The sequence below is a fragment of the Mesorhizobium sp. WSM4850 genome (assembly GCF_055811735.1).
This window is the reverse complement of record NZ_JBVVPV010000012.1, coordinates 22,535-45,404: the sequence shown is the minus strand read 5'-3', so window position 1 is coordinate 45,404 and position 22,870 is coordinate 22,535. Positions and strand designations below refer to the sequence as shown.

At 59.6% G+C, this 22,870-nt stretch carries 10 protein-coding genes and 1 pseudogene; 7 read left to right on the top strand and 4 right to left on the bottom strand.

Annotated elements, in window-relative coordinates; translation table 11 throughout:
- Positions 1-586: 586 nt before the first annotated feature.
- On the bottom strand, positions 587-3,229 hold the full coding sequence (locus AC0L2Z_RS14305) for an AAA family ATPase (RefSeq protein ID WP_473628423.1): 2,643 nt from the start codon (positions 3,227-3,229) through the stop codon (positions 587-589).
- A gap of 46 nt (positions 3,230-3,275) precedes the next feature.
- Positions 3,276-9,263 (bottom strand): DUF3320 domain-containing protein, encoded by a 5,988-nt coding sequence (locus AC0L2Z_RS14300; protein WP_473628422.1) that lies wholly within the window; start codon positions 9,261-9,263, stop codon positions 3,276-3,278.
- A gap of 328 nt (positions 9,264-9,591) precedes the next feature.
- Here AC0L2Z_RS14300 and AC0L2Z_RS14295 point away from each other — a divergent pair, with 328 nt between their 5' ends.
- The 5 genes and pseudogenes from AC0L2Z_RS14295 to AC0L2Z_RS14275 all read left to right on the top strand — a co-directional run bounded on the left by AC0L2Z_RS14295 (position 9,592) and on the right by AC0L2Z_RS14275 (position 19,100).
- Positions 9,592-10,851: a metallophosphoesterase family protein gene (locus AC0L2Z_RS14295; protein ID WP_473534303.1), complete on the top strand. Its 1,260-nt coding sequence runs from the start codon at positions 9,592-9,594 to the stop codon at positions 10,849-10,851.
- Positions 10,848-11,390, top strand: a pseudogene (locus tag AC0L2Z_RS14290) (ATP-binding protein); the annotation flags it as partial. The gene AC0L2Z_RS14295 and the pseudogene AC0L2Z_RS14290, both read left to right, overlap by 4 nt.
- 291 nt (positions 11,391-11,681) lie before the next feature.
- Positions 11,682-14,318, top strand: coding sequence for a hypothetical protein (locus tag AC0L2Z_RS14285; RefSeq protein WP_473628506.1), 2,637 nt, complete (start codon positions 11,682-11,684; stop codon positions 14,316-14,318).
- A gap of 256 nt (positions 14,319-14,574) precedes the next feature.
- Entirely contained in the window at positions 14,575-15,777 is a 1,203-nt protein-coding gene (locus tag AC0L2Z_RS14280; RefSeq protein ID WP_473628421.1) for a hypothetical protein, read from the top strand.
- On the top strand, positions 15,690-19,100 hold the full coding sequence (locus AC0L2Z_RS14275; RefSeq protein WP_473628419.1) for an NACHT domain-containing protein: 3,411 nt from the start codon (positions 15,690-15,692) through the stop codon (positions 19,098-19,100). The genes AC0L2Z_RS14280 and AC0L2Z_RS14275 overlap by 88 nt, the downstream gene beginning before the upstream one ends.
- A 494-nt stretch (positions 19,101-19,594) precedes the next feature.
- Here AC0L2Z_RS14275 and AC0L2Z_RS14270 read toward each other — a convergent pair whose 3' ends face one another.
- Both AC0L2Z_RS14270 and AC0L2Z_RS14265 read right to left on the bottom strand, forming a co-directional pair.
- Positions 19,595-20,242 carry a hypothetical protein gene (locus AC0L2Z_RS14270; RefSeq protein WP_473628418.1) on the bottom strand — a complete coding sequence of 216 codons (648 nt, stop codon included), beginning with the start codon at positions 20,240-20,242 and terminating at the stop codon, positions 19,595-19,597.
- On the bottom strand, positions 20,239-20,382 hold the full coding sequence (locus AC0L2Z_RS14265; RefSeq protein ID WP_473534307.1) for a hypothetical protein: 144 nt from the start codon (positions 20,380-20,382) through the stop codon (positions 20,239-20,241). The genes AC0L2Z_RS14270 and AC0L2Z_RS14265 overlap by 4 nt, the downstream gene beginning before the upstream one ends.
- Positions 20,383-20,607: 225 nt before the next feature.
- On the opposite strand from AC0L2Z_RS14265, the gene AC0L2Z_RS14260 reads away from it, so the two are divergent.
- Together AC0L2Z_RS14260 and AC0L2Z_RS14255 are read left to right on the top strand one after the other, a co-directional pair.
- Positions 20,608-21,543 carry a helix-turn-helix domain-containing protein gene (locus AC0L2Z_RS14260; protein WP_473534308.1) on the top strand — a complete coding sequence of 312 codons (936 nt, stop codon included), beginning with the start codon at positions 20,608-20,610 and terminating at the stop codon, positions 21,541-21,543.
- A gap of 191 nt (positions 21,544-21,734) precedes the next feature.
- Complete coding sequence (locus AC0L2Z_RS14255) at positions 21,735-22,856, top strand: hypothetical protein (RefSeq protein ID WP_473628416.1); 1,122 nt, start codon at positions 21,735-21,737, stop codon at positions 22,854-22,856.
- The last annotated feature ends 14 nt before the right edge of the window (positions 22,857-22,870 follow it).

The window sequence follows — 22,870 nt, the reverse complement described above, 5'->3', positions numbered from 1 at the left end:
GCGCTGTCTCGCCTCTGAGGTGCCTGGCGTATTGGTGTAGAAGCACAAAGCCGCATCCTCCTTGCCGTTCCTAGCGAGTGGTCGTGCCGACTTAGAAAGAAAGGGCCTTAAGCGGAAGCGGTCTGACTAAGTTCGTTCGGCGTAAACTGGCGGCAACGTGTGAACGGGTGGATCACGGCAGGAGAGCTATCGGCGGACGGCTCCGCAATGCATTACTCGCCCCGCCTTCGCCGCCTCCTTTAGCGTGGAAACTTGAGCCGTTATCGAGGGGGCGAACACCGCCGCCACAGCATTGTTATGGGCCGAAATCAATATGCCTCCATATTGAAGACCTCTCGATCAGCCGATCGAAATCGACGATGGCGCCGCACCGCGATCGGCAGCTTTGCGCGGTAGCCCCGCGTCCAAGTGCCCGAGACGACTAAGTCCAAATAGCCCGCTGGCAGGCTGGCGTCCCCAGCTTGCCCAACGGCAAGGGGTCAAACTAGCACTGTTGCTTTCCGCTCATTTTGCTTGGTAAGCACCACGAGGGTGCTCTGGTTTCTCGCCACGGCGATGTTCTGGCTGACCTCAGAGAAAAGTAGCGCTATTTCTTTGGCTTCATCTGCGGCCGATCCGCCTCTGCTGCCTCGCTGTCGGACTTCAGATCAGCAACTAGGGCCTCCAGTTCGGAAAGATGCGCGATGAACTCCTGGGGAAGGGGGACGGCTACCGTATCCGCCGCGGGATTGTCGTGGCTGTGAGTGTTTGCGCGGGTCATGCCTTCGTGGAATCGTATTGCCAACGCGTCCGAGAGTCGAACATAGCGCAGTAGCTGGGTTTGGATGACATCCGTTCCTCTTCGCACGATGTCCCGGAATATCACTTCCTCCACCACACGCTCGTAAGTGTCGCGTAATCGGCCATAGAGGTTCTTCACGCGGTACTCGTATTCGGCCGGGCTGGTCGCAAGCAGCTTGGTCAGTTGTGCTGAGTCGTTCTTCAACAGCCCGATGCGCTTGCCGACGTTTTGCCCCTTCCACGGCATCCCTGCCGTATCCACTCTGCCAGCGGCAGCCTTGTCGCTAAAAAGTGCCACCGTGACGGGCTCGATGCCCACTTCATCAGCCGCGCGACTGAGCTCATTGAAAAACACAATATCGTGCGTAAACACGATGACCTGTCGCTTGGTTGCCTCCTCAGCGATCCGCTGGGCGACCCTTGCACTTCGATCGCGATCGAGCGACGAAACGGGATCGTCAATCACGATCGGACCTGAACCGTCGGTCAAAGCAACTTCGGTCAGGAATCCGGCAAGAGCCAAGGCACGCTGCTCACCCTCGCTCAGGATATCCGAGGTGACCTTGGCCAGTTTTGTCTTGGGATCGACCTCGAATTCCGCCTTTGTCTGATTGCTCTTGCGTGCGAGGCCTACCTTGAGGTGCATGATGTCGAAGCGGGCGCGCTCGGCATCAAAACGCGTGACGACGGCTGTTGTCAGGTGGGCATCGACAAGCTCATTCGCGCGCTGCGTAATGCCACGAGTTTGAACGTCGGCGAGAGCCTTGGAGTAGGCGTCATCAACGATGAGCAAATTCCGTCGCACGGTGAGCTTCGTTTTGTTGATGGAGAGCAGCTTGCGGTCCTCAAGCTCCGTCTTTTCCGCCAGGAGTTTGATCCGCTCTTCGTTGTCTCCCGCCTGCGTTAGTCCATCCTTCTCGCCTTTCAATTTGAGCGCGAAAGTTTCCAGCTGCTCGATTGGCACGACGAGAGGAGGAATTGTCTGACTGCTCTCACCCCGCAATCGCGCGAGGGCCTCCGCTCGCCGTGCGACCGCCGATGCCTGGAGGGTTGCGAGGGCGCCAGCGAGCATCTCGTCCCGCCTTTTTACCTGCTCGAGACGGTCGGCAAAATCGGAGGCGCCAAGGAGAGCCAGAGCATGCATGCTTCCCAGGGCGTCTTCGACGGCTTTCTCCGCTTCCCGGGCGGCAGCATCGAGTGTGTCGTCCATGTATTTTTGGAAACGCTGCATGCGGGCAGCACCGTCGGGCAAAAGCGGCTGCTGGCATAGCACGCATGCAGCAGCGCCGCCGTCTGCCACCAGAACCGGGAACTCCTTATCCTTATAAGCTTCTGTCACCGAGTAGTTGCGAGCCGCCGCCCAAAGTGCCCGCCATGCACCGCTTCCGACACCTGGCAGAGGTTCATCGGTGAACAACTCGCCAGCGGCTACCGTCGCTGCCTGGCGTGCTGCAACTGCTGAAGCGCGGAGCTTTCGAAGCTCGTCCAGAGTTGCATCTGCGAATGCCGATCCGACAGCCCCGACCTCCAGCAGCAGCGCATCTGTCCACTTCAAAAGCGCGGTGACGTCGGCAGCGGCGGCAGCGCCTGCGGAAAGGGCGGAGGTGAGTTCAGCGAGACGCTGCTGGTCCGTCTCGGTAAACGTCGTTGCCGACTCAATCTGCGCATCGGTTGTGGACTTGTTCAGCTTCTTGTTGAAGAGCTGAGCCGCGGTGCCGTGCTGGGCAGGAAACGCGAGCGCAGTCAGTTCGACCTTGTTGCCGACTTCCTTCGCCCGTTCTGCCTCCAGTTTCTCCTTCAAGGTAATGCAGACTGCGTTGAGCCGATGCGGCAGAGCCAGTCCGAAAGGAAGAAAACGGATTTGATTTCCGCCGTCGACGTAAAGCTCGGCGGAGGCCGTATCAAACACCGCAACTTGCATGAGCTGCGGCGACGCTGTGTTGCTTGGCGACCAGGGAACTACTACCTCGCCTTCGCCGGCATCGATCACGATGTCGGCTGTCTGAGGGCCGGGCGTGCTTCCGTAAACGTCAGCAAGAACCTTCAGCCTGGCTGGGTTCTCAACGCGCGTCCGACAAGCGGTGCGAAAGATCCGAACAAACCCGCTTTTGCCGCTCCCGTTGCGACCGTAGACGATCGTCAAAGCCTTGGGACAGAACGTGAGAGACGCCTTGGGCACCAGCCGATTCACATTCTCGACATTGGCGATGCGCTTGAGGACGATAGGTTGATATTGTCCGTTCCCAAAGTGGGCTTTCGTAAACGGTATCGGGGTGGGCGGCGCCGAAGTGAGCGCAAAGCCGGCCGCGTATTTGACCATCGCCAGCAGAGCCACGATGTCAGCATCTGTGAGCTCATTGCTGATCGCCAGCCGCCGCAGAGCGTCCTGTTTCCAGGTCGAGAGCTTTGTCGACCAGTCGACAACATCATCAATCGGCGTCCCCGCCATTATCCTTCCCCCATAAAAACCCTAGCGAATTCCTGTAGGACTCTGGCTAGGAGGATCCAGCAATATGCTGTCTCGCCCTGGCGATCGCCTCGTCCAGCCGCGCGCGCGATACCGCGGCAAGGCGCTCAACTCCAAGAAGATGGGCCATGTCGCGTGCAGGATCGGGCATGTCGAGAAGTCCGGGATTGTCGATCACGACCGAGGCAAGCTCCGCCAACGGTATGTCGGCAATTGAACGTCGCGCTTCCTCGTTGACCGGCTGACGATAGGGAAGGAGATCCGAGAGCCCGCCCTTTTTCCAAATGAATTCGCCGCTGGATTCCTGCGTGCAATCCAGATCTCGCAGGTGCAGGTCGATCCTCTCGCGGATGCGGCCGCCCGTGCGCAGCCAACCGTGAACCCGTGCAATGCGCTGGGCGAGAACGTCAGAGCGCAATGGGCTCTCCATGTCAACGACGGCTTCGATCATCCCGCGCAGCGTGGTGCCGTAGCTAAACTCGAAGAATTGCTCGGGGTCCGGCCGAAAGTCCGTTAGATCCGTCACACGATAATGTCTTTGTCCGCCCTGGTTTTGGGTTGGCTCGCCGACCATCGTTGAAAATGCTGCAAAGCCCGAGGGCTCGGGTGCTGTGGCAACACTTGCCGAAACCAGCTCAACCTCGGACGTGGTCGTGAGGGGCAGGGGCTCCTCGATTGGGGCCGGCATCTGGGCCTCCGGTTCGCCTGTCGGCTCGAGCTGCTGACCCATTTCCCAACGCGTTGTCACCTCCCCCGTCTGCTCGCTTGAATGACGCGCCCGGCTTTCCTCAAGCAGGGTCTCCAGGGTTGCGTGAAGGCGATCCGCGCAGCTCTTTGCGTCAAACCACCAATCCGTCGACCAGACACGAAGGATGGTCCAGCCGAGCCCGGTCAGAACCTGCTCGCGAACCTTGTCGCGGTCCCTTGCCGTTGCCGATCGGTGGTAGGTCGCTCCATCGCACTCGACGCCCGCGAGATAGGCCCCAGTCAGATCCGGGTGGCGAATTCCCAGATCAATCCGGAAGTCGGAAATCCCGACTTGCGGAACGACTGTCCAGCCGCGCTGCTCAAGATGATCGGCGACTGCTTCCTCGAACGGGGAATCGAAGCCGCCCACCGATCCAAGATCCTGGGCGGGCAATGCAATTGGGCCGCGTTCGGCATAGTCGAGGAAGGTCTTCAGATGCTGGACTGCGATCGCCTTGCTTCGCGATGGATCGATCTGGTCCGCCGTGAAACCGGAGAAGACGATCAGTTCCTGGCGGGCGCGTGTTACCGCGACGTTGAGGCGGCGCTCGCCACCGTCTCGGTTCAACGCCCCAAAGTCCATTGCTGGTGGCCTCCCGGAGGCATCCTTGTAGAATGTGATCGAGAACAGGATAACGTCTCTCTCGTCGCCCTGGACGTTCTCCAGGTTCTTCACGATCGTCGGCTCGACCCGGTCTTCGGCAAAAAACCATTCGAGTTCCGGACGGTCTCGGCGTGCGGCATCGAGCAGGTCCAGGATCAATGACTGCTGTTGCGCATTGAAGGTGATCACGCCCAAAGTCGGGCGACCGTTCTCCGGCAGGGCCAGCCAGCCCATCATCCGGGTGACTGCCTCGCGCACGACCGCCATGGCCTCGACCTTGTTGGTGCGGCTCTTGCCACGGTCATAGACGCCATCAGGAACCCGGTGCAGGCGAACCGCACGGTCATCGACAGCCGGCGAGGGGAACGTGACCAGGCGGTTATGGTAGTAGTGATAGTTGGAGAACGCGATCAGCGATTCACTTCGGCTACGGTAGTGCCATCTGAGGTCGCGCACCGGGATCCCGGACGCCCTTGCTTCATCGAGAATGCTCTCCAGGTCCTTCTCGTGATCCGCAATCTCCTCTTCGTCCTCATTGCGGCCGAAGAAGTTGGTCGGCGGCAGTTGCTTGGGATCACCCACGATGATTGTCTGCCGCGCTCTGGCTATGGCGCCGACTGCATCCCAGGTGGTGATCTGCGAGGCCTCGTCGAAAATCACCACGTCGAACAAAGCCTGGTTCGGGGGAAGGTATTGCGCAATGGAAAGTGGTGACATCAGCATGCACGGGACAAGCTTGGCAAAACTCTGCGGCATCTTGCCGATCATGTCGCGGATGGACTGGCTCGGTCGCTGAAGCTCCATTTGATGTCGCAGCAAGCCGAGTTCGGAGTTGCGTGAGACGCTCTGTACCGGCGCAAATCCATGGGCAAGCGCGCTGACGACCCGCTGGGTCGCATGAGTGCGCACCAGGTCGTCGATCTCGCGAAATTCCGTAATGGCGTTCTCGTGCTGGAACCTGCGGAAGCTTCGCAATACGGGATCGCCGTCGAGAACCTTCGGCAACCACCATCTGGCATAACCCGCACGAAAGGCCGACCGTGCTTGTTCGGGGGCTATTGTTCCCGTCTCGATTTGCCCAACAAGAGGCGCAAGATGGTGGTGGATGGCCTGTCTTTTCACCTGGCACCAGGCTGCCCAATCGCGAAACAAGTTTCGAGCATTCGGTAGCGCAATCAGCTTTGCTCTAAGCACTTCAAGGCCAGGACCGTCCGAAGTATCCGCAAGCTTCCGTGCCGAAACCTCGCCGAATGCCAGGCGCGCGGCCTCAAGTTCCTTGACGGCCGCCAGCAGCTGATCGCCGGCCTCGCGCAGCTGGTCGTTTTCAAGGGTGCCGCGCAGACTTGGCGCGACAGAACGGACGACGGCCCGAAATTCGTCCGGGCTGCGGCCAGGAATGCGAAGTGATACGCGAAGCCGTCGAGCAAGATCGAGGGTGCCGCCGATGGCCTTTACGTCCGTTGCCAGACCTTCGATCGGCAGTGGCTTGCCTCCCAACGGGCTGTGGTCGACCGCAGCCAGAAACTCTCTCATCCGACGGAGCAGCTGAAGTTCCTTGCCGGGGTCGGCGGTGCCACGTTGTGCTCGGCTTTGAAGCAGTTTCTGGATCTTGCTTTTGCCGAGCGCCGATCTTGGCCAGAACGACGCTTCAGCATCACGCCATTGGCGATCCATGACATCCAGATCGAGGTCACGGACAGTCGCAATCTCATAAGTGGCGGAGAGCCTACGCTCGGTTTCTCGATATCCCTGGATCGAGCGCTCCAGGGCAGTGACCGCATCCGCGAAAGTCGAGAAATCCCGGTCATATGCTATCGAGATATCGCGACTGCGGGCCTGGGCCATGATCTGCGCCAACCCCACGAGCGACTGGATTTCCGCATGCGACAATGGCTCACTGGGAGCAAGACCTAGACAGGACTGATAGTCCCGTATCGATGCAGTCAACTGGCCGATGGCGGAGTGCAGAGACGTCGCTGTAGCAAGCAACCTCAGTTGCCAATCGCTGCTCCATTCTCCAACATCGATCAGGTCCAACTCCGGCCGACGTTCAACCGACGCGAAGACCAGGCCGACCTGCGCGGCCAGATCCTCCAGCGCCAGCAGCGTTTGTGCGTCATGCGAGTCCGGCGCCTGCCACGTGAACGCCGGTGCCGGATGATCGTTCGATTTGAGTGCAATACCCAATGCCAGATAGGGCGTCCAACCGTTCTGGTAGCGCTTGTGAAGCGCCGCGACATAGGCGTTCAACTCGTCCCGGCGCGAGCGAAGCCGCTCATTGATGGCAATCCACTGTGAGGCGTCCGCCCGGCCATTCTCCCATGATGCCTTCAACTGGGCGAGAAAATGCCTGCGATCGGCCTTATTCGAATGCAGCTCAATACAGTGATTTCCAAGTCCGTGTTCGCGCAGCCGGCGGTAGACTACATCGAGCGCGGCAGTTTTTTCGGCCACGAACAGGATTGTTTTGCCGACCCCAAGGCAGTTGGCGATCATGTTGGCGATCGTCTGGCTCTTTCCGGTCCCGGGCGGCCCGACGATGACGAAGTCACGTCCCTCGGCCGCTGCCATGCTTGCCGATGTTTGCGAGGAATCCAGGGGAAGCAGGCTTATGATGCTTGAAGGTTGATACGCATGATCGAGCTCTGCCTCATCGCGAAAGGCCGACTGTCCGCCTGAGCTCTCGAACGTCTGCTGGGGCGTATCGATGAGGTGACGAACGACCCTGTTTTGACGAAGCGCGTCGGTGCGTTCGACAAGATCCTTCCACATCAGGAACTTGGCGAAGGAAAATGTCGACAGCGCGGTCTCGTCGATCACCTCCATGCCAGGAACATCGCGCACTGCCTGTCGCATCGAGGACAGGATCCGCGGCACGTCGATCCCGCTGTCGTCGAGCGGCAAGTCACCGGCAAATTGAGGAAGACGAAGTTCGAAATCCCGCTCCAGGAACTGAAGAAGTGTGGCATTGAAGCGTGGCTCGTCCTCATGGAAGCGGATCGTGAAGCGCGAGCTTGCGCTGCGCCGCTCAAGCCGGACCGGCACCAGCAGCAGCGGCGCCCGGTAGCTGCGCTCATCCTCCGGTTTCTTCTTCCAGCGGAGGAAACCGACGGCGAGGAACAGCGTATTTGCTCCGCCCTCAGCGAAGTCGTTGCGAACTTGCCGGTAGAGGTCGATCAGCCTCGCTTCAAGCTGGCGGGCATCCAACGTGGAGGCGAGCTCATCCCTGAGCAGCGCTTCAGCCGCGAACCCGCGTTGCAGATCGCGACCGTGGACATCCCGATAAAGCTCCGCATCGCGTTCTCCCAAAGGGTTTTGCTCTGGCAGCGAAATAAGACGGACCGCGGCCCCGTTCGCCAACCTGTCTTCCAGATAGGCGACGTCGGTGCACAGGAAGGGAATTGTCTTCTTCGAATCGGGGAAATTAAGCAGCCGGTTCCTGAGCGTCAGGTCGAGCAGCTTCTTTTGCCAGCGGTCGATGCGCCCTGCCCCTGTGGTGGGCTTGATCTCAACGGCCTCAGCCGGCATCTCGCCGATTGCTGGCGCCGCCGGAAGTGGCAGAGCCGCAACCGCTGTTGCCGACTCTTCGTCGGCGACATTGCGTCGGACCGGCTCGTGCGAGGCGAGCGGTGTGATGCCGCCGCTGCGTGATCGCCGCACGTCTATGGCTGCGACGAAGGCATGTGCCTGCTCCTCCGCAAGCCGAACACTGAGCGCGTTCTGCGCCGCTTCTAGCGTCAGCGCAGGCCGGTGCGTGACGCCTGTGGTCTCAAATGCAATGAATTCGCGCGAGGCCAGCGCCTTGCGGACCTCCATCTGATCCTGCTCAACCGCATTGGCAAAAGTGCGCTTGGCCAGCCAGACCCCCACAGCCGCATGTCCATCAAACATCAGGACGGCGGGATGGAGACCGGCTGCCTCCAAGGCCGCCGCGAAGAGAAGCGAAGTATCCAGGCAGGTCGCGAGGCGCTCCTCGGCAATCGTCGTGGGGCGCCTGACTTTCTGGCCACGGCTCTCGAAGCTTGCGGGAGGCTCGGCATAGTGCAGCCCCATGCCGGCCATCGCCGAATAAATTGCGGCAGCCAGCATGTATGCCCGTTGCGGGCTTTGCGATTGATAGCCGTCGAGGCCACTCGGATGCCCGTGCGCGGCAAGCCGTTCGGCCGCTGCCTTAAGGATCGGCGCAACGCCGGGATCATTGGGCATCACGAACGCCGGAAGCAGTTGAGCCATGTCCGCGACGCCACCCCACTCGTCGCGCGCAAGCAGCCTCACCGTCACTCGCTTTTCGTCCAGGACCTCACCGGCCGCAGACAGGCGCAAGGTAATCTCACCTCGCTCAGCCTCGTTCAGGCCGGCGAGATATCCAGCGTCAAGCTCTACCTTGCGGTCACTCAGCTGGAGCCGGTCGCCTGGGATGAGGCGGTCTACCGTCCAGGTCTTCGGCCGCAGGAACGACGGCGACGACGTAAGCTCCAGCCGGCAATTCTCAAAACTGCGGGCGGTGTCGTTATCGAGCCGGATGGACCGGATAACCGGAATCGCATTCTGATAGGATGCATAAGTGAAGCTGGACGCGACGTCGGCAACTATGGTCGAGCCAGGTGGCCTTCCGGCAACTTCACTATCATTTGTTACTAACTCTGAACTATCTGCAGATTGCATTGACCCTGTACCCCCGCGTGGAGATTAAGCAATTTCTTGAGGATATTAAAAGGCTCTTGGCTGACGGATGAATAAAAAAGCTTCGCTTATCCACGCGAAGTTGAGGCTCGCAACAGGGAGGTCAGGCCTGTCAATGCTCCCTCACAAGAAGGTCGCAGACACCCTATCCTGACTTCGAGGCCTCAATTCACAGATACTGTTGCCGAACGCCGGCGCACTTTGCTAACCGGACTGGAGACGCCTTCGCCGCTCGCTGCGACGTTTTGGGCGATTTGACTTGATGGGCAATGTTGCCTGAACGTCTGTTCGGGCCGGGAGAGCGCGCCAGATGGCATTTCGATTTGTTCATACAGCCGACACCCATCTCGATTCACCGCTGCGCACGCTCGCGTTGCGCAATCCCGAACTCGCCGAACTGGTGGGAGATGCCAGCCGCCAGGCTTTCATCTCGATCGTGGACCTGTGTCTTGCGGAGCGGGTTGATGCGCTTGTCATTGCCGGCGATCTTTACGATGGCGATCAGACATCAATGAAGACGGCGCGCTTCTTGGCCTCGCAAATGATGCGTCTGCACCAGGCCGGTGTCAGGGTCTACATGATCCGCGGCAACCACGACGCCATGTCTCGAATCTCTAAACAGCTCGTCCTGCCGGACACGGTGACGATTTTCAGTGGCCGCACGCAGTCCGTGATCCAGTCGGGCGCCGGGCTGGACGTCGTGCTTCAAGGACTGAGCTTCGCCAGCCCCAAGGTGGCCGAAAGCCTGCTGCCCAAATTTGCCGGCCCCCGAGAGGGCGCCGCGAACATCGGCATCATGCACACCAGCTTGGCCGGCTCGCCCGGCCACGACGTCTATGCGCCTTGCAGCGTCGCCGACCTGCAAGGTCACGGCTTTGAATATTGGGCCCTTGGCCATATTCACGTTCGCAAGGTCTATCCCGGCGCAAGCACGCTCGTGATGCCTGGAATCCCTCAGGGCAGAGACATCAATGAGGCTGGTGAGAAATCGGTCACCCTGGCGACCATAAACGACGATCGGTCTGTCGACATTGAGGAGAGGCTGACCAGCGTCGCGCAGTTCGAGCGCGTGAGCGTCGACCTGGCAGGAACATCCGAACTGCCCGAGGCCGTCGGCCGCATCCGGTCTGCGCTTGAACAATCCCGGACTGCCGCCAGATCACAATACCTCATCGCCCGCCTCAGCCTGGTCGGCGCTTCCGCGCTGTCATGGACGATGATCCGCGATAAGGATTTGGTGCTTGCCGAGGCCGAACAGGCGGCAGAGCAGGTGGGCAACACGTGGGTGGAGAAGGTCGAACTCAATCTCTCTGCTCACGGAACTGGCAAGTCCGAAGACGTCGCGGATCCGACCCTAGAACTAGCCGAGTCAATGCGCGCCAACGCAACGTCGGACGCATTCCGTTCGGACGCCAGGGAATTGGTGTTGAAGACCATCGCGGACCTGCCGCCGGATGCGCGAGACTTCGCAGGAAAAGACGAGTCGGCGTTGGAGGCATTCCTCGATGACGTGCTTGCACGTGGCGTCGACCTGGTCACGGCTCGCCTCAAGGCAGGCGGCACGCGATGAGATTGCGGCGGCTCGATCTCACCCGTTACGGCAAGTTCACCGACAAGGCGATTGACTTCGGACCCAAGCCGAGTTCAGGGCCTGATCTGCACATAGTGTTTGGCTTGAACGAAGCCGGCAAATCGACCGCGCTTTCTGCCTATCTCGACCTGCTCTTCGGCATCGAAGAGCGCAGTCGCTACAATTTCCTGCACGAATATAGCTCCATGCGCATCTGCGGGCTGCTCGAATTTGAGGCGCAGACGCTTGCCGTTTCACGCACCAAGAGTCGCAGCAACTCGCTGCACGATACCGAAGGTCGGCCACTGAGCGAGATTGCCATTTCGGCTCACCTCGCCGGATTGTCCCGCGATGCCTACAGCAGCATGTTCTCACTGGATGACGAGACGCTGGAAGCAGGGGGCAAGGCGATCCTTGAATCGCGTGGTGATCTCGGCAAGCTCCTTTTCACCGCCAGCGCCGGGCTTGGTCATGCGAGCGATCTCTTGGCCGCACTGGAGACGGAGGCAGATGGACTTCACCGAAAACAGGCCCAGACCACTGAAATCGCGGTGCTGAAGAAGCGGTTCGCCGAACTCAAGTCACGCAAGGAAACGATCGACACCCTGGCCTCGACATTCGAGGCGCTCGAGGCGGAACGGGTGGAGGCCCAGGACAAGTATGATTGCAGCCTCGCTGCACGCTCAGTGTTGTCGGCGCGGCTCGCCACAATCGACCGCTATGCGCGTGCTGCGCCGCTGCTTGCGAAGATCAAGCGCAAGGCGAGCAGACTGGCTGAGCTGCCTGACATCCCGTCTCCTCCCAGGACCTGGAGCGGCAGTGTCGCCGATTTGATCGATCATGACGCCCGGCTGAGAACCCGCCTCCAGGCCAATGCCGACGAGATCGATCGGGCGAAGGCTAAGATCGCGGCAATCGTTCTCGACGAAGCTGTGCTGGCGATCTCCGAACAGGTGCGAGGACTCGCCGATCGCAAGGCGCGCTATTTATCCGCGGGCATGGATCTGCCGACCCGCAAAATGGAAGTCCAGATGCTCGACCAGACGGTGGCGAACTGTCTCACCGCGCTCGGAAGATCGGCCGAACAGGATCCATCCCGGCTCATACTGCCGGCGTTTGTGGTCGGCACGCTTCGCAACATGGTCGAACAACGCTCCGGGATTACGACGAGCCTGCGGATGGCCCGCTACGAAGCCGCTGCCGCGCTCGACGGGCTCAATGCTGCGCGAGGTCGCGTTGGCGAGGAGAGGGCGGTGCCCGAGCCCGTGAGGGCCCGGCTGATGGCAGCCGTGTCCGAGGCGAAAGCCAGCACTTACGCGCGCGAGATAAAAGAAGCTCGCGCGATGGAGGACGAGCGGCAAACAAAGCTGGCCGATACGATGCGGCGGCTTCGGCCGTGGTCGGGAGATGCGGACGCACTTTCGAAGATGTTGGTTCCGACAGCGACGCACATTGCGGCCTGGAAAACACTGGCCGCAGATCTTGAAAAGGACAAGGCAGTCTTCTCCGAGCGCCTGGCTGAGCATGAACAAAGCCGAGTATCTACTTCGTCACGGCTGGCTGCTGTTCGCGCCTCGACCGATCTCGCCGACGATGACATAGTCGCAGCCATTCGACGTGAGCGACACGAGGCCTGGCGAAATCACCGGGCGGACCTCAAGGCTGAAACCGCAGCTGTCTTTGCCGCAGCATTGGCCAAAGACGATCATGTCGGCGCGGCTCGATTGGCCCATGCGGGCGAGCTCGCGGATCTGCGCGCAATCAAGCAGAGGGCTGCCGAGACCGAAGCGGCAATAGAGCGCGTAAGCTGCCAACTCGCCGGCGTGGCTCAGCGTGCAGAAATGGCGTCCGCCGAAATCAAGCGAATGGCCACCGCCTTGCTTGAGGATTGCCAGGCCCAGTCGCTCGACCTCTTGATCGGACTTATCGAGGAGCGCCTTTCCGCGCGCGCCGACGCGCTTGTCGCTTGGGACGACATCCTGCTCGCACGCGCAAGGATTGAGCGCGCCAGAGCCGAAGGCGAACGGATCCATCTCGGATTGGCCTCGGCTCTTCAGAGTGTTGGAATACAGACCGAAGCCGGGGAGGCTCTGGAGGCGAGGGTGGTTGTCGCCGACCGTTTTCTGGACAGGCAGGCGAAGGTCGACGCCGAACGAGCGGAGGCGCTGAGGATCGTCGCCGCGAAAGAAGAGGAACTGACCGCCAGGCGGCTCGCTGTTGAAATTGCCGAGCTGCGAGAGGGTGCATGGCAGGCCGAGGTCAAGGAAACACTAAAAGGCACCTGGCTCCAAGAAGGCATCGCCGGAACTGGGCTTGGCAGCGTGCTCGATCAGTTATCGGAGCTGTCCAAGGCCCTGCAGGATCGTGAGGCCATGCGTATCCGCATCAGCAAGATGGAGGCGGACAGGACTGCATTTGCTGAAGAGGTGGCACGCCTTGGTACCCAAGCCGGCGAGCCTGCAACCGACGAGGCGCCAGAACAGGTGAGCGCCAGGCTGACAGAGCGTCTAGAGCAAGCCGAGCGTGCCCGTGAGGCGAGGGCAAATCTCCTCCTTGACGTTCAGAAGTTGCAGGATGTTCGAGAGGCAATGAACGCCGAGTTCGCGGCACACGAGAAAACAAAGCAGGAAGTGCTCGATGCCTTTGGGGTGAAGACTTTGCCGGAGGTCGTGGAGCGCGATGAACAGCTTCGCGAGCGAAATGACCTGCACAGTGCCGTGGCCGAGCTTGAAGAACGACTGACGAGCGAACTCGCCCTCAACGACTTCATCCAGGCGCAGTCGTTGCTGGAAGGCCTCGATCTCGATGGGCTCGCAATTGAAAAGGCCGAACTCGAGCGGCGCCTCGCCAACCTCGATGAATCACTGCAACAGCAACTCGTCCGACGAACCCGGGCGACCGACAAGCTCGATGCGATCGGCGGCGACAGCGTCGTTGCCCGGATCGATGCCGATCGTCGCACCGTCCTTCTCGAAATCGAGGAGAAGGCCGTTCGCTTCATTGAATTGAAACTTGGGGTGATGTCGGCGGCGAGCGCGCTCCGGGTCTATCGCGAACGTCACCGCTCTGGAATGATGAGCGAGGCCTCCGACGCCTTTGCACTGATCACGCGGGGCCAGTACACAGGCTTGACCACCCAGCCTATAAAGGGCGGCGAAGTACTCATCGCAACGCAGCAGGATGGCCAATCGAAGGTCGCAGACGCTCTGTCGAAAGGTGCGCGTTTCCAACTCTATCTGGCTCTACGCCTGGCCGGATACTATGAGTTTGCCAAGCTCAGGCCTTCTGTCCCATTTATCGCCGACGACATCATGGAAACCTTCGACCATCTCAGATCGGAGGAAGTCTTCCGCCTGTTCGGCGAGATGGCCAGCGCAGGCCAGGTAATCTACCTGACCCATCATCAGCACCTGTGCGACATTGCCAAGGCCGTCATTCCTAAAGTCGCCATCCACGAGCTCGGGTAAGATCAAACGGCATTTTTGTTGGCCCGATCTCGCGAGGCAAGCCGTAGGACAACCACCGCTTTGCGCTCGGTCATAGAGTTCAGTTTTTGCGGTTACCTGAAAGCCGACATTTCGACAACAGCCCATCCGAAGACTGTCAGGTGTGTAGATCGCTAGCTTGACCGCTGTCATGCGCATTGGCAAACAAGCCTCAGAAGCAGTGCTGTGTTTGTGCAGTCCCGGCTCTCTCGATCGATGTCGCTTACAAGGTGCAGACATGACGCAGGCCGGCGGACCCGCTGCGATAAACGGCTTTCTCTATCAAATCATCCACCACCTTGGCTGGCTAGCTGATGTCACGCTTTCTGGAAACCTAGACGGCCGCGAGATCAAGGATGCATGCCTTGTGTTGGAACCTCGTCGCGGTGGAGACGCGCGGGCAGAAGCAAGTGGTCTCTACCTGGTGGAACAATACAAAACTCGGGAGGATGGCACATGGCCTCTTGCTGGCATTGAATCTGTCCTGAGCGATCTCCGCAAAGCCGTACCGCCATCGCGTCGGGCGAATGCCTGTTATCGCTTCGTGACCGATGGGCGCCCTGGCAAGCTGAACCCATTCAACGCCTTTCTCGCCGACGTAAAGTCGGCAGCCGGACCAGATGATCTCGACGATGTCGCGAAGCGAAGTTTTGCCAAGGATCAGGTCGGTACCAACCGCGAGTTCTTCGACCACATCGCTAAAGTGACACGAGCCGGCTCTCAACAATCGGCTACCGACGAAAGCGCGGTCGCGTTTCATCTCTTGTCGCATTTTGAGATGGAGTTTGGTGCCGACGGCAGCGCCCGCGCAACCGCTGTGGAAAAGCTGTTGCGGCGCTATGCGCCCGACCTTGGCGACGAGCGCGGAATCCGAGAGCGTCTGATCGGCGTGCTTGTCGAGACATTGAGCAACGGCGAAGCTCAATTCGATGCCGCCAGGATTGATTCTATGTTCCGTTGTGTGGGCCTCAATCCGGAGCGGCTGCGTAAGGCGGCGGAACTTGCCGAAACGATGAGCGCGTTAACGCGCCGCCGGCTTGCGCGATTAAAGTATCGAACTGACCGCGACGTGCGTGACGTACCTGATTGGCCTGAAGACAAGGCGATATTGTTGATTGCGGGAGCAAGCGGCGCAGGAAAGACGTGGCAACTCGGAAAGATACTGGAGGCATTCGGGCAAGAGCGCCAGATCGCAACCTTGGTGCTTGCAGGCAAAACGCGAGCAGACCTTCTGGCGCAGGCAGCGCGCGACGTGTGGCAAACGGGCCTTGGCGACACCTCCGACAAATCCCTTGTTGCGGTATCGCATTTCCTGGGAGAACTTCTAGGCGAGGGCCCTGCTTCCCGGTTACCGTGGCGATCGACGACATCCAGGATATCGACATCGCGCGCGATCTCGTTCGTCAGGATTGGGGTGATTGGGGAATGCGTCTGGTCTTGACCGTTCCGCGAGCCGTGGCACGGGCACTGGAGATGACCGATGGTGATGTCGTTCATGTGCATGCCGTCGGCGAGTTCTCGGTCGACGAACTTGATCGCCTCTTGAAGCGGAGCGGTCGAAGGTGGACGGATCTCCCGCCTGACTTGAAGGCGCTGCTGCGCAACCCGATACTGGCCGGACTCTACCTAGAGCTTCCATACGTCTCGGTGCAAAGCGTCCCACGTAGCGAATACGAGATTTTCGAAGGATTCTGGGCACGGATTGCCGCCAAGGGCCGGATCGGCGACGAAGGGATCGTAATCGCTCTCGCCGTTTCCATGATGGATGGCTCCTATCCTCTACCCCGGCCGATGTGGAATGAGATTGGACTGAATGACGAAGCGCTTTTGCGGCTGGATGCCGCCGGGTGGCTTCGTGTCAACGAAAGCGGTGATGTGGCGTTTGCTCATGATCGTCTGCTCAATTGGGCGGTCGCAAAGTCTCTCGTATGGCAATACCAGCGCAAGCAATTGACCCTTCAAAGCTTGGGCGCTTTCCTCGCCAACGAAAGTGAGCCGAAACGCAGAGGGCTCGGTTATGTGCCGATGGACACGCTTTGGCTGTTAGCAGCGGACGCGAAGAATTCCGAGGCCCTACGCCAGGCTGTCGCGCAAATGGAAGACAGCCGGGAATTCGGAAGCTACGGCGAGGAGCTCTATGTTCAGCACTTGCCGACCCTCGGGCAGCGAGCCGTTCCAATACTTCTTGAGCGGTTGAAAGCAATCGACCCCCCTGCCGCCGACGGGGGGCATCGGGCCAAGCTGATCGGCAAAGCATTCGCCAATCTCGCCCGGCAGGACAATGTCGAGTTGGGGGATGTCGTCAATTCATTGCTGCATTCATTGTCCCAAAACCGACAGGCAGTTGCCATCGCTGTGCTCACTGCCGCACCCGACATCCGTCATCTCAATCGGCTCTGGGAAATCCACCAGCAGCGCGTGGACGCCTTGGAGGACAAGACAGACGTTTCACGGTATGACGGCTACAGGGCCAGTTCCACGGCCCTGCGTGCCGGCCTCGAGTTGGACCCAGAATGGCTGCGTAAGCGCATTCTTGCAGCCGATGTGGAGAAGGAGCCTGTTTCCGAGCTTGGATATCTGCTGAACGGGTTGGAGCATCCCGATGCACCCGCGATATGGGAGGAGACCAAGGCTGTATTGATGTCTAAAGTTGGTGCCAGTAAGCCGCGTAGCCTGCTTTATTGCATCGCGCGGTTTTTGGATCGTAGTAACCTCGACTTCGTGACCCAGCACCTATCCCAGGCAGCAGATTCTGCCAGCGGTGCGGCGCTATATGCCTTGTCGATCCTGGATCCACAGGGGGCGATTGAACACCTCGTCGAGGTCGAGAAGTTCGAGCGGTATCTGACCCGAAATCACTGGCTCCCGGGCGTGTTGCGGGCGCAATCCGAATTAACGCAACAACATATTCGTCTTCTTGCCGAAGCAGAACCGAACGCGCATCGCCTTATCGAAGATCTCTTCTGGGAGCGGCCTGACGAAATGGACGAGGCAACGCTTAGGCTCATGCTTCGCGCGCTTGAACAGGACCTGCACGACCGTTTCTATGAATCCATCGAAGGCGATCCAGGTTGGCTCTATCACTCTCTGGATTTTCTCGGACGCATCGTCTCTCCTGAGCTGCTGGCAATCCTTTCAGAGGTGGCTGGGGGCGAATTGGAGCGGATGATTACTGCAGTCGCGTGCAGCCGACTGCGCACCAATAGCAACTACCGTGATCGCGTTCGCGAAAGCGCGCGTCGAGTTTTGATCCTTATGAGCGGTGAGGGAATCACCACTTTGATAAAACGGGAGCTGGAATCTGAACATTTCTGGGTTCGCCACGGTGGGTTGAATTGGGCATTCGTTCGCGCGGACGACGGCATCATTGAAAGGCTCGCAGTGATCGCTCGCCGCCCAGTCCCGCGTGATTCCAACGGAAAACTGGAATCCGATCCGTATGCCGAATTCCACCAATCGATGACAGCGCTTGCGGCCCTCGGCGCAGACGAAGTTCTGGTCGACATCTTGCAAGATAGTGGCATAGCGGAAGTGCCGACCAACCTTGCCGAGCTTCGTAGTCACCGCGGCCGGATGCCAAACGCGCTAACGGACCCAGCTCTGCGGATATTACAGAGCACCGGGCCGAGCGAAGAGTCGCTCGTGATCGCACTGCTGATTGCTTGGTTGAGCGGGGACACGGATCTGATTCCGTCGGTGCGGTTGGTCCTTCAGCGAGCCGAGCCAGAAAGCAAGGTGGCGCTGTATGCGTGCATCGCACTTCGGCAGCTAGGTGATCAGTCGGCTGATTTCGCGCAACTTGCTCTCCGTATGGCCCATACGACTAAGAATGCTTGGATGGGCATAAATGCAATGGCCGGGCTCGGCGATCGCGGCTTGGAATTGCTTGGGGACTGGCTGCAGGGCCGGGACGCTACGACGGCCAGCGGGAAGCATGACGACGAGGTGATCCGCGTCCTTTATGCCAATCCTGCGACCAGGAAGCTGAGCGTCAGCGCCGCCGTTGACCGCTGTCAGCGCGGACGGTTTCTCCGCGATGTACCGTATGACATAGCTGCGGAAGCGGGCGAACCGTTGTTGCGTGAGCAGATCTTCGACAAGGCTTTTGCCGGGCGCTCTTTCGTGACCACGGAGCCTCTCCGCGCCATAGAAGGCTTGGCAAAATTTGATGCAGCGCGAGCTGTCGACGCGATCGAACTCGCGCTGCTCTCCCATCCACAGATCGAGCGCCACCTATGTCGACTCATTGTCCGGATCGCGCCCGAGATCGCGGCCGAGAAGCTGATTAATGCAGCAGTCACGACCGAAAGAGACTCGTTGCGGAACGCGGTGGGGCGGGCATTGCGGCGACTCGATCCAAACACGGTTTCAGGCTTCATCGCAGAGCGAATGACCGGCACCGTCTTCCATCGCAGATCCGCAGCCGAACTGGCGATGTGGTTGCCTATCGCAGCACTCGCGCAAGAGCTCGGTCACCTCGCCGATCATGACCGCGACAGCGAAGTCAGGCATGCCGCTCTAATCGCACTCGAACGTCATCGCCAGGAAGCGAACATCCGGTCACTTCTGGGCGCTTTTTCCTCTACATCGGTCGACCGACAATGGGGCTTGCTCGTTGCAACTGTGGAAGGTGCCGATCCGTACCTTCTTACCGACAGCGAAGACCCGCTCTGGCTAGGTAACATTCTTTCGGACGACGTGCCGGCTGTATTTGAGCATTACGCGAATTCGGCATTGCGTCAGCGCAAGCAGAAGCTAACCTGATCTTTCCCGGCGGAAACCGGAAAGTAGTCGGGGCGACTTCCGGTTCGCGATGATTAAGCTTGCCCAATGGCGCATGCAGGACATTCCAGCCGAGAGGCGACCGTCGCGGAAATGTTCCACTTCGTCTCTTTGCGTGGCTGGCGTCTACAAATAACGGAGGACGGAGCACCTGCAAGCAGCGCATTGAGGCGCGCCCTACAACAGAGGGAGGGCGAAATCGGAAAGCGTTGTCATCGGTCGCTCAAGACGTGACTGGGACAAAGGCAGATCGCTAGGCAGCCGGGCGAGACGACCAGGACGGTCTCGTCCGCGCTTCAAGGCAGGCTGGATCGCGGCGACGCCTTAGAACTCGATGAGTGAGAACGCACCGCGGCCAAGGGCCCGCTTCCCTGAGGAGTTCGAGGTGCACTGTCGTCTCCATTGTGGTCGCCGAGTTATCTAAGATGGTGGGCCGCGGCGCTCAGAGGAGTCACCGGATGGTCCGCGGGGAATCCTTAAGATACAGGCATTAACAAGTGGACATCTGCTATCGAGGGTAAGCATGCACGCCCGTCAATGAAGTCTACGATATGGGCAGGTGGTTTGCGGCTGGCAAAGCCGCCTGGGATAGCCAGCATGAAATGTTCAATGAGTTGTAGGCGGTTCCACTTCAAGTCCCCGAGCTTGCAACAGTCCGCGTACAGCAATGTTTCCGAGCCGCAGCCGCATAGTTCATCGTCTCTGCACTCACTGAGGCGATAGTGGATCTGCAGGGCAAGCGGGCTCCCAATCAGCGCATACTGCTTGCCGGGCCACAATCCGAAGATCTCAAGAAACAATTGCCGCGCTGCCCATACGCTATAGAGGTCGAGCAGCGTCCTGAGATCGCCGCCCTCGGTCCATGCCCCATCGGTAGGCGCGAAGGCACAAACCGTTCCGTCCTGGAAGTTGGTGTGGCGGGGACCGATCCACCTGGGCGGTTTGTTGGTGGCGGTCCAGAATCCCCAAGCGCGGGGGCCAACTCCTAATCGATAAGGCAGCGCCACGAGAAAGGTGGCTTCCCGCGTCAAGCCAGGGAGGATTGAGCTTTTGACGAGAAGCCACAGGCCGTCTTCATCGGGGAATGTCGCCAATGTCGGATACGCCTCACCGGCGAGCCTCAATTGGCTTTCGTAGGCTTGTTGAAGATCGCGGCCGAACCGTGGTGCGGGACTGGACGGCCGTGATCCACCGGGCGCCCCTTGCCGTCGGGCGGTCCTTTGCCGTGGTCGGGCTGCGGGTCTTCTCTCTCTTTCTCGTTCATCTGCACTTTCCTTTTTCGTTTCGTGATCAACGGAGATCACACCATCGGTGTGCACCCGGAGTGACCCTTTCGTGTTCAGGGCCGCGCCGATCTGCCGCAACAAAGATTCGGTCTCCGGCGCCAAAGCGACTTCCCTTGGAATCGGTGATGTGCGAGTCTGTGTCACCAGCACAGGCTGCGCCGATCTGCGCTACTGTGTCAAGGTGTGTTATTCGCACGGGCAAAATGCTTTCCTTCGAAGAAAAACTGATCCAAGCCGTAAAGAAGAAACGCGAGGCCGAAGGGCTGAGCATCCGTGGCCTATCAACCGCCGTGGGGGTGAGCTTTTCCACGCTTGCCCGGATCGAGCGGGGAGAGGGCCAGCCAGACAACAATTCCAAGATTCGACTGCTTCAATGGCTCGGCCCGTATGCTGACGAGGCCGGCCTTGGCTTCGACAACGTGGCGTTCGTCCATTTTCGCGCCGGACGAAACGTTCAGTCCGGCACTGTTCGAATGCTTCTGCAGGCTGCCGACTGCCTTCGCCAATCATTGGGAAGCGCAAGCACCGCGAGTGATGAAGGCGATATCGCGACCCACGAGGCGGTGGCGCTCTCGAAGGAGGAACTCGAGGAGACTGCAGAGCGGTTCCGCGCGGACCTCGGCTTGGACAAAGATGCGCCCCTCGATAGCCTTCGCCTCGAGGTTGAGGGCATCGCTATCGTCCCACTGTCCAAGAATAATTACGTCGACGCGCGAACCGTCAGGTACCTGAGGAGCACTGCTAGCGGCGAATGGTCAGCGATGAGCCTGCCGCTGGATTTGGAAAATGATCGGTGGGCCGTCCTTCTGAACGATAGCCACACTGTGGAGCGCCAGCGTGTCACCGTACTCGAAGAGTATTGGCACATCCTGCTGGGGCATAAGCTCACCAAAATTAGCAAGGTGGCCGAGGCCTTCGGCCGAACCTATGACGCGACCGAAGAGCACGATGCCTACTATCTTGCCTCCGCATCCCTGCTGCCAAGAGCCGCCGTTATTAAAGCCGTGTCCCAGAACCTCTCGTCGGGCCAAATTGCCGGCAAGTTTGGAACATCTTCCGAACTGGTAGAATACCGGATCAAGCGGCTCGGACTGTGGCGTGAGTACACTGGCAAGCAGATCAAACTAACTCCGGGCTGAACGTAGAGGCTATCGGCCGCGTTCCCCTTCGATCAGCCGTCAGGCACGGCTGTGGAGCTGCCGCCGAAAATCGGCGGCTTGAACCTGCCGCCGATTTTCGGATATCTGTTCCAAATTGCGTTCTTGACCTGCATGTCGATACGATCAGGACGAGACGCGGAGCTTTCAGTAACAAACGGAACTAAATATTCATGACTTCGGACGTCGAAACAGCTCCTCGTGCCGGCGGAACCTTCCTGTTCAAAGAGAGCGAAGGGCCCAATGGCGGTCCCGGCAGGACGATCAGCTTCGCTGGCGTCGATATTCAGCCGCGAAGCTACGCGGAACTTGCAGCCGCGTCCTCCAATCTGCCTGTCACGATCCAACTCGATATGTACAACGGGGAGATCCTTCACACCGATTTCAACAGTGTCGATCCAGGCACGGCGGTCCACGTCAGTACCACTCTTGAAAGCCGTTTCACCTCGCGAGCGATCGGGCTTGTGAAAGGCGGATGGCTGCCGTCGGCACTGGCAACGATCAAGGCCGACTCAATAATTCTGGTCGACCGTAATGTCGTAACCGAGATCGTGAGCCGGTTTGAAAGTGGCGTGAAGAAGGGCCGCGAACCTGATTTCCTCGACCTCTTCGAAGATAGCCCCATCCGCATCAATCCGGTGCTCTGCGCTCTCGAAGGCAACAGCCGTCGAATCCCCGATCCCGATGAGGCCAAAGCGCAGATCGACGAAGCGATCAAGAAGCTGAGACGGGCTTTGCCCAAGGCCGAAATCGTCGTGGGAGCCAAGAGTCTGGAAGGTGCGCTCGGCCTGATCGAAGACACCCGCGCGAGCTTCAGCCGAAAAACTGCCATGTTACTTGAGCTTGCGCCAACACTCTGCGCACCGACTAGTCGCAAAAACGTCGCGGCCCGCATCGCGACCGTGATTGACGCAGCAGACCGGTTCGACGTGCCACGAAAATCTTTGCTGGTTCTCGCGATCGCAAGTTCGATTGCGGTGCCGAATGGGTGCAGCCCTACCTTCACTCTGTTGAACTTGCGACCCGGCTACTCAAGTGAGGACGCATACAACGCTCTTTCAGATCTGCGGTCGCTCGAGGTCCTCATCCATCTATTTGCTCTATTTCCCGGCGAGATCGTGCAACTTTGCACGGCGGACCGCGATCTAGCGCTACTGTGGTGCGGAATTCAGGCATCTGACTTCCAGGTGATCGGTCGCGGTGTCGCCTTCGACATGACGCCGGTCGAGGCGCTGCTTCCGCGCGGTGCCTTGGAAATCTGGCACAGTGCTGTAAGCACCGATGCAATTTCTTGAGGTCGTCGTAACGA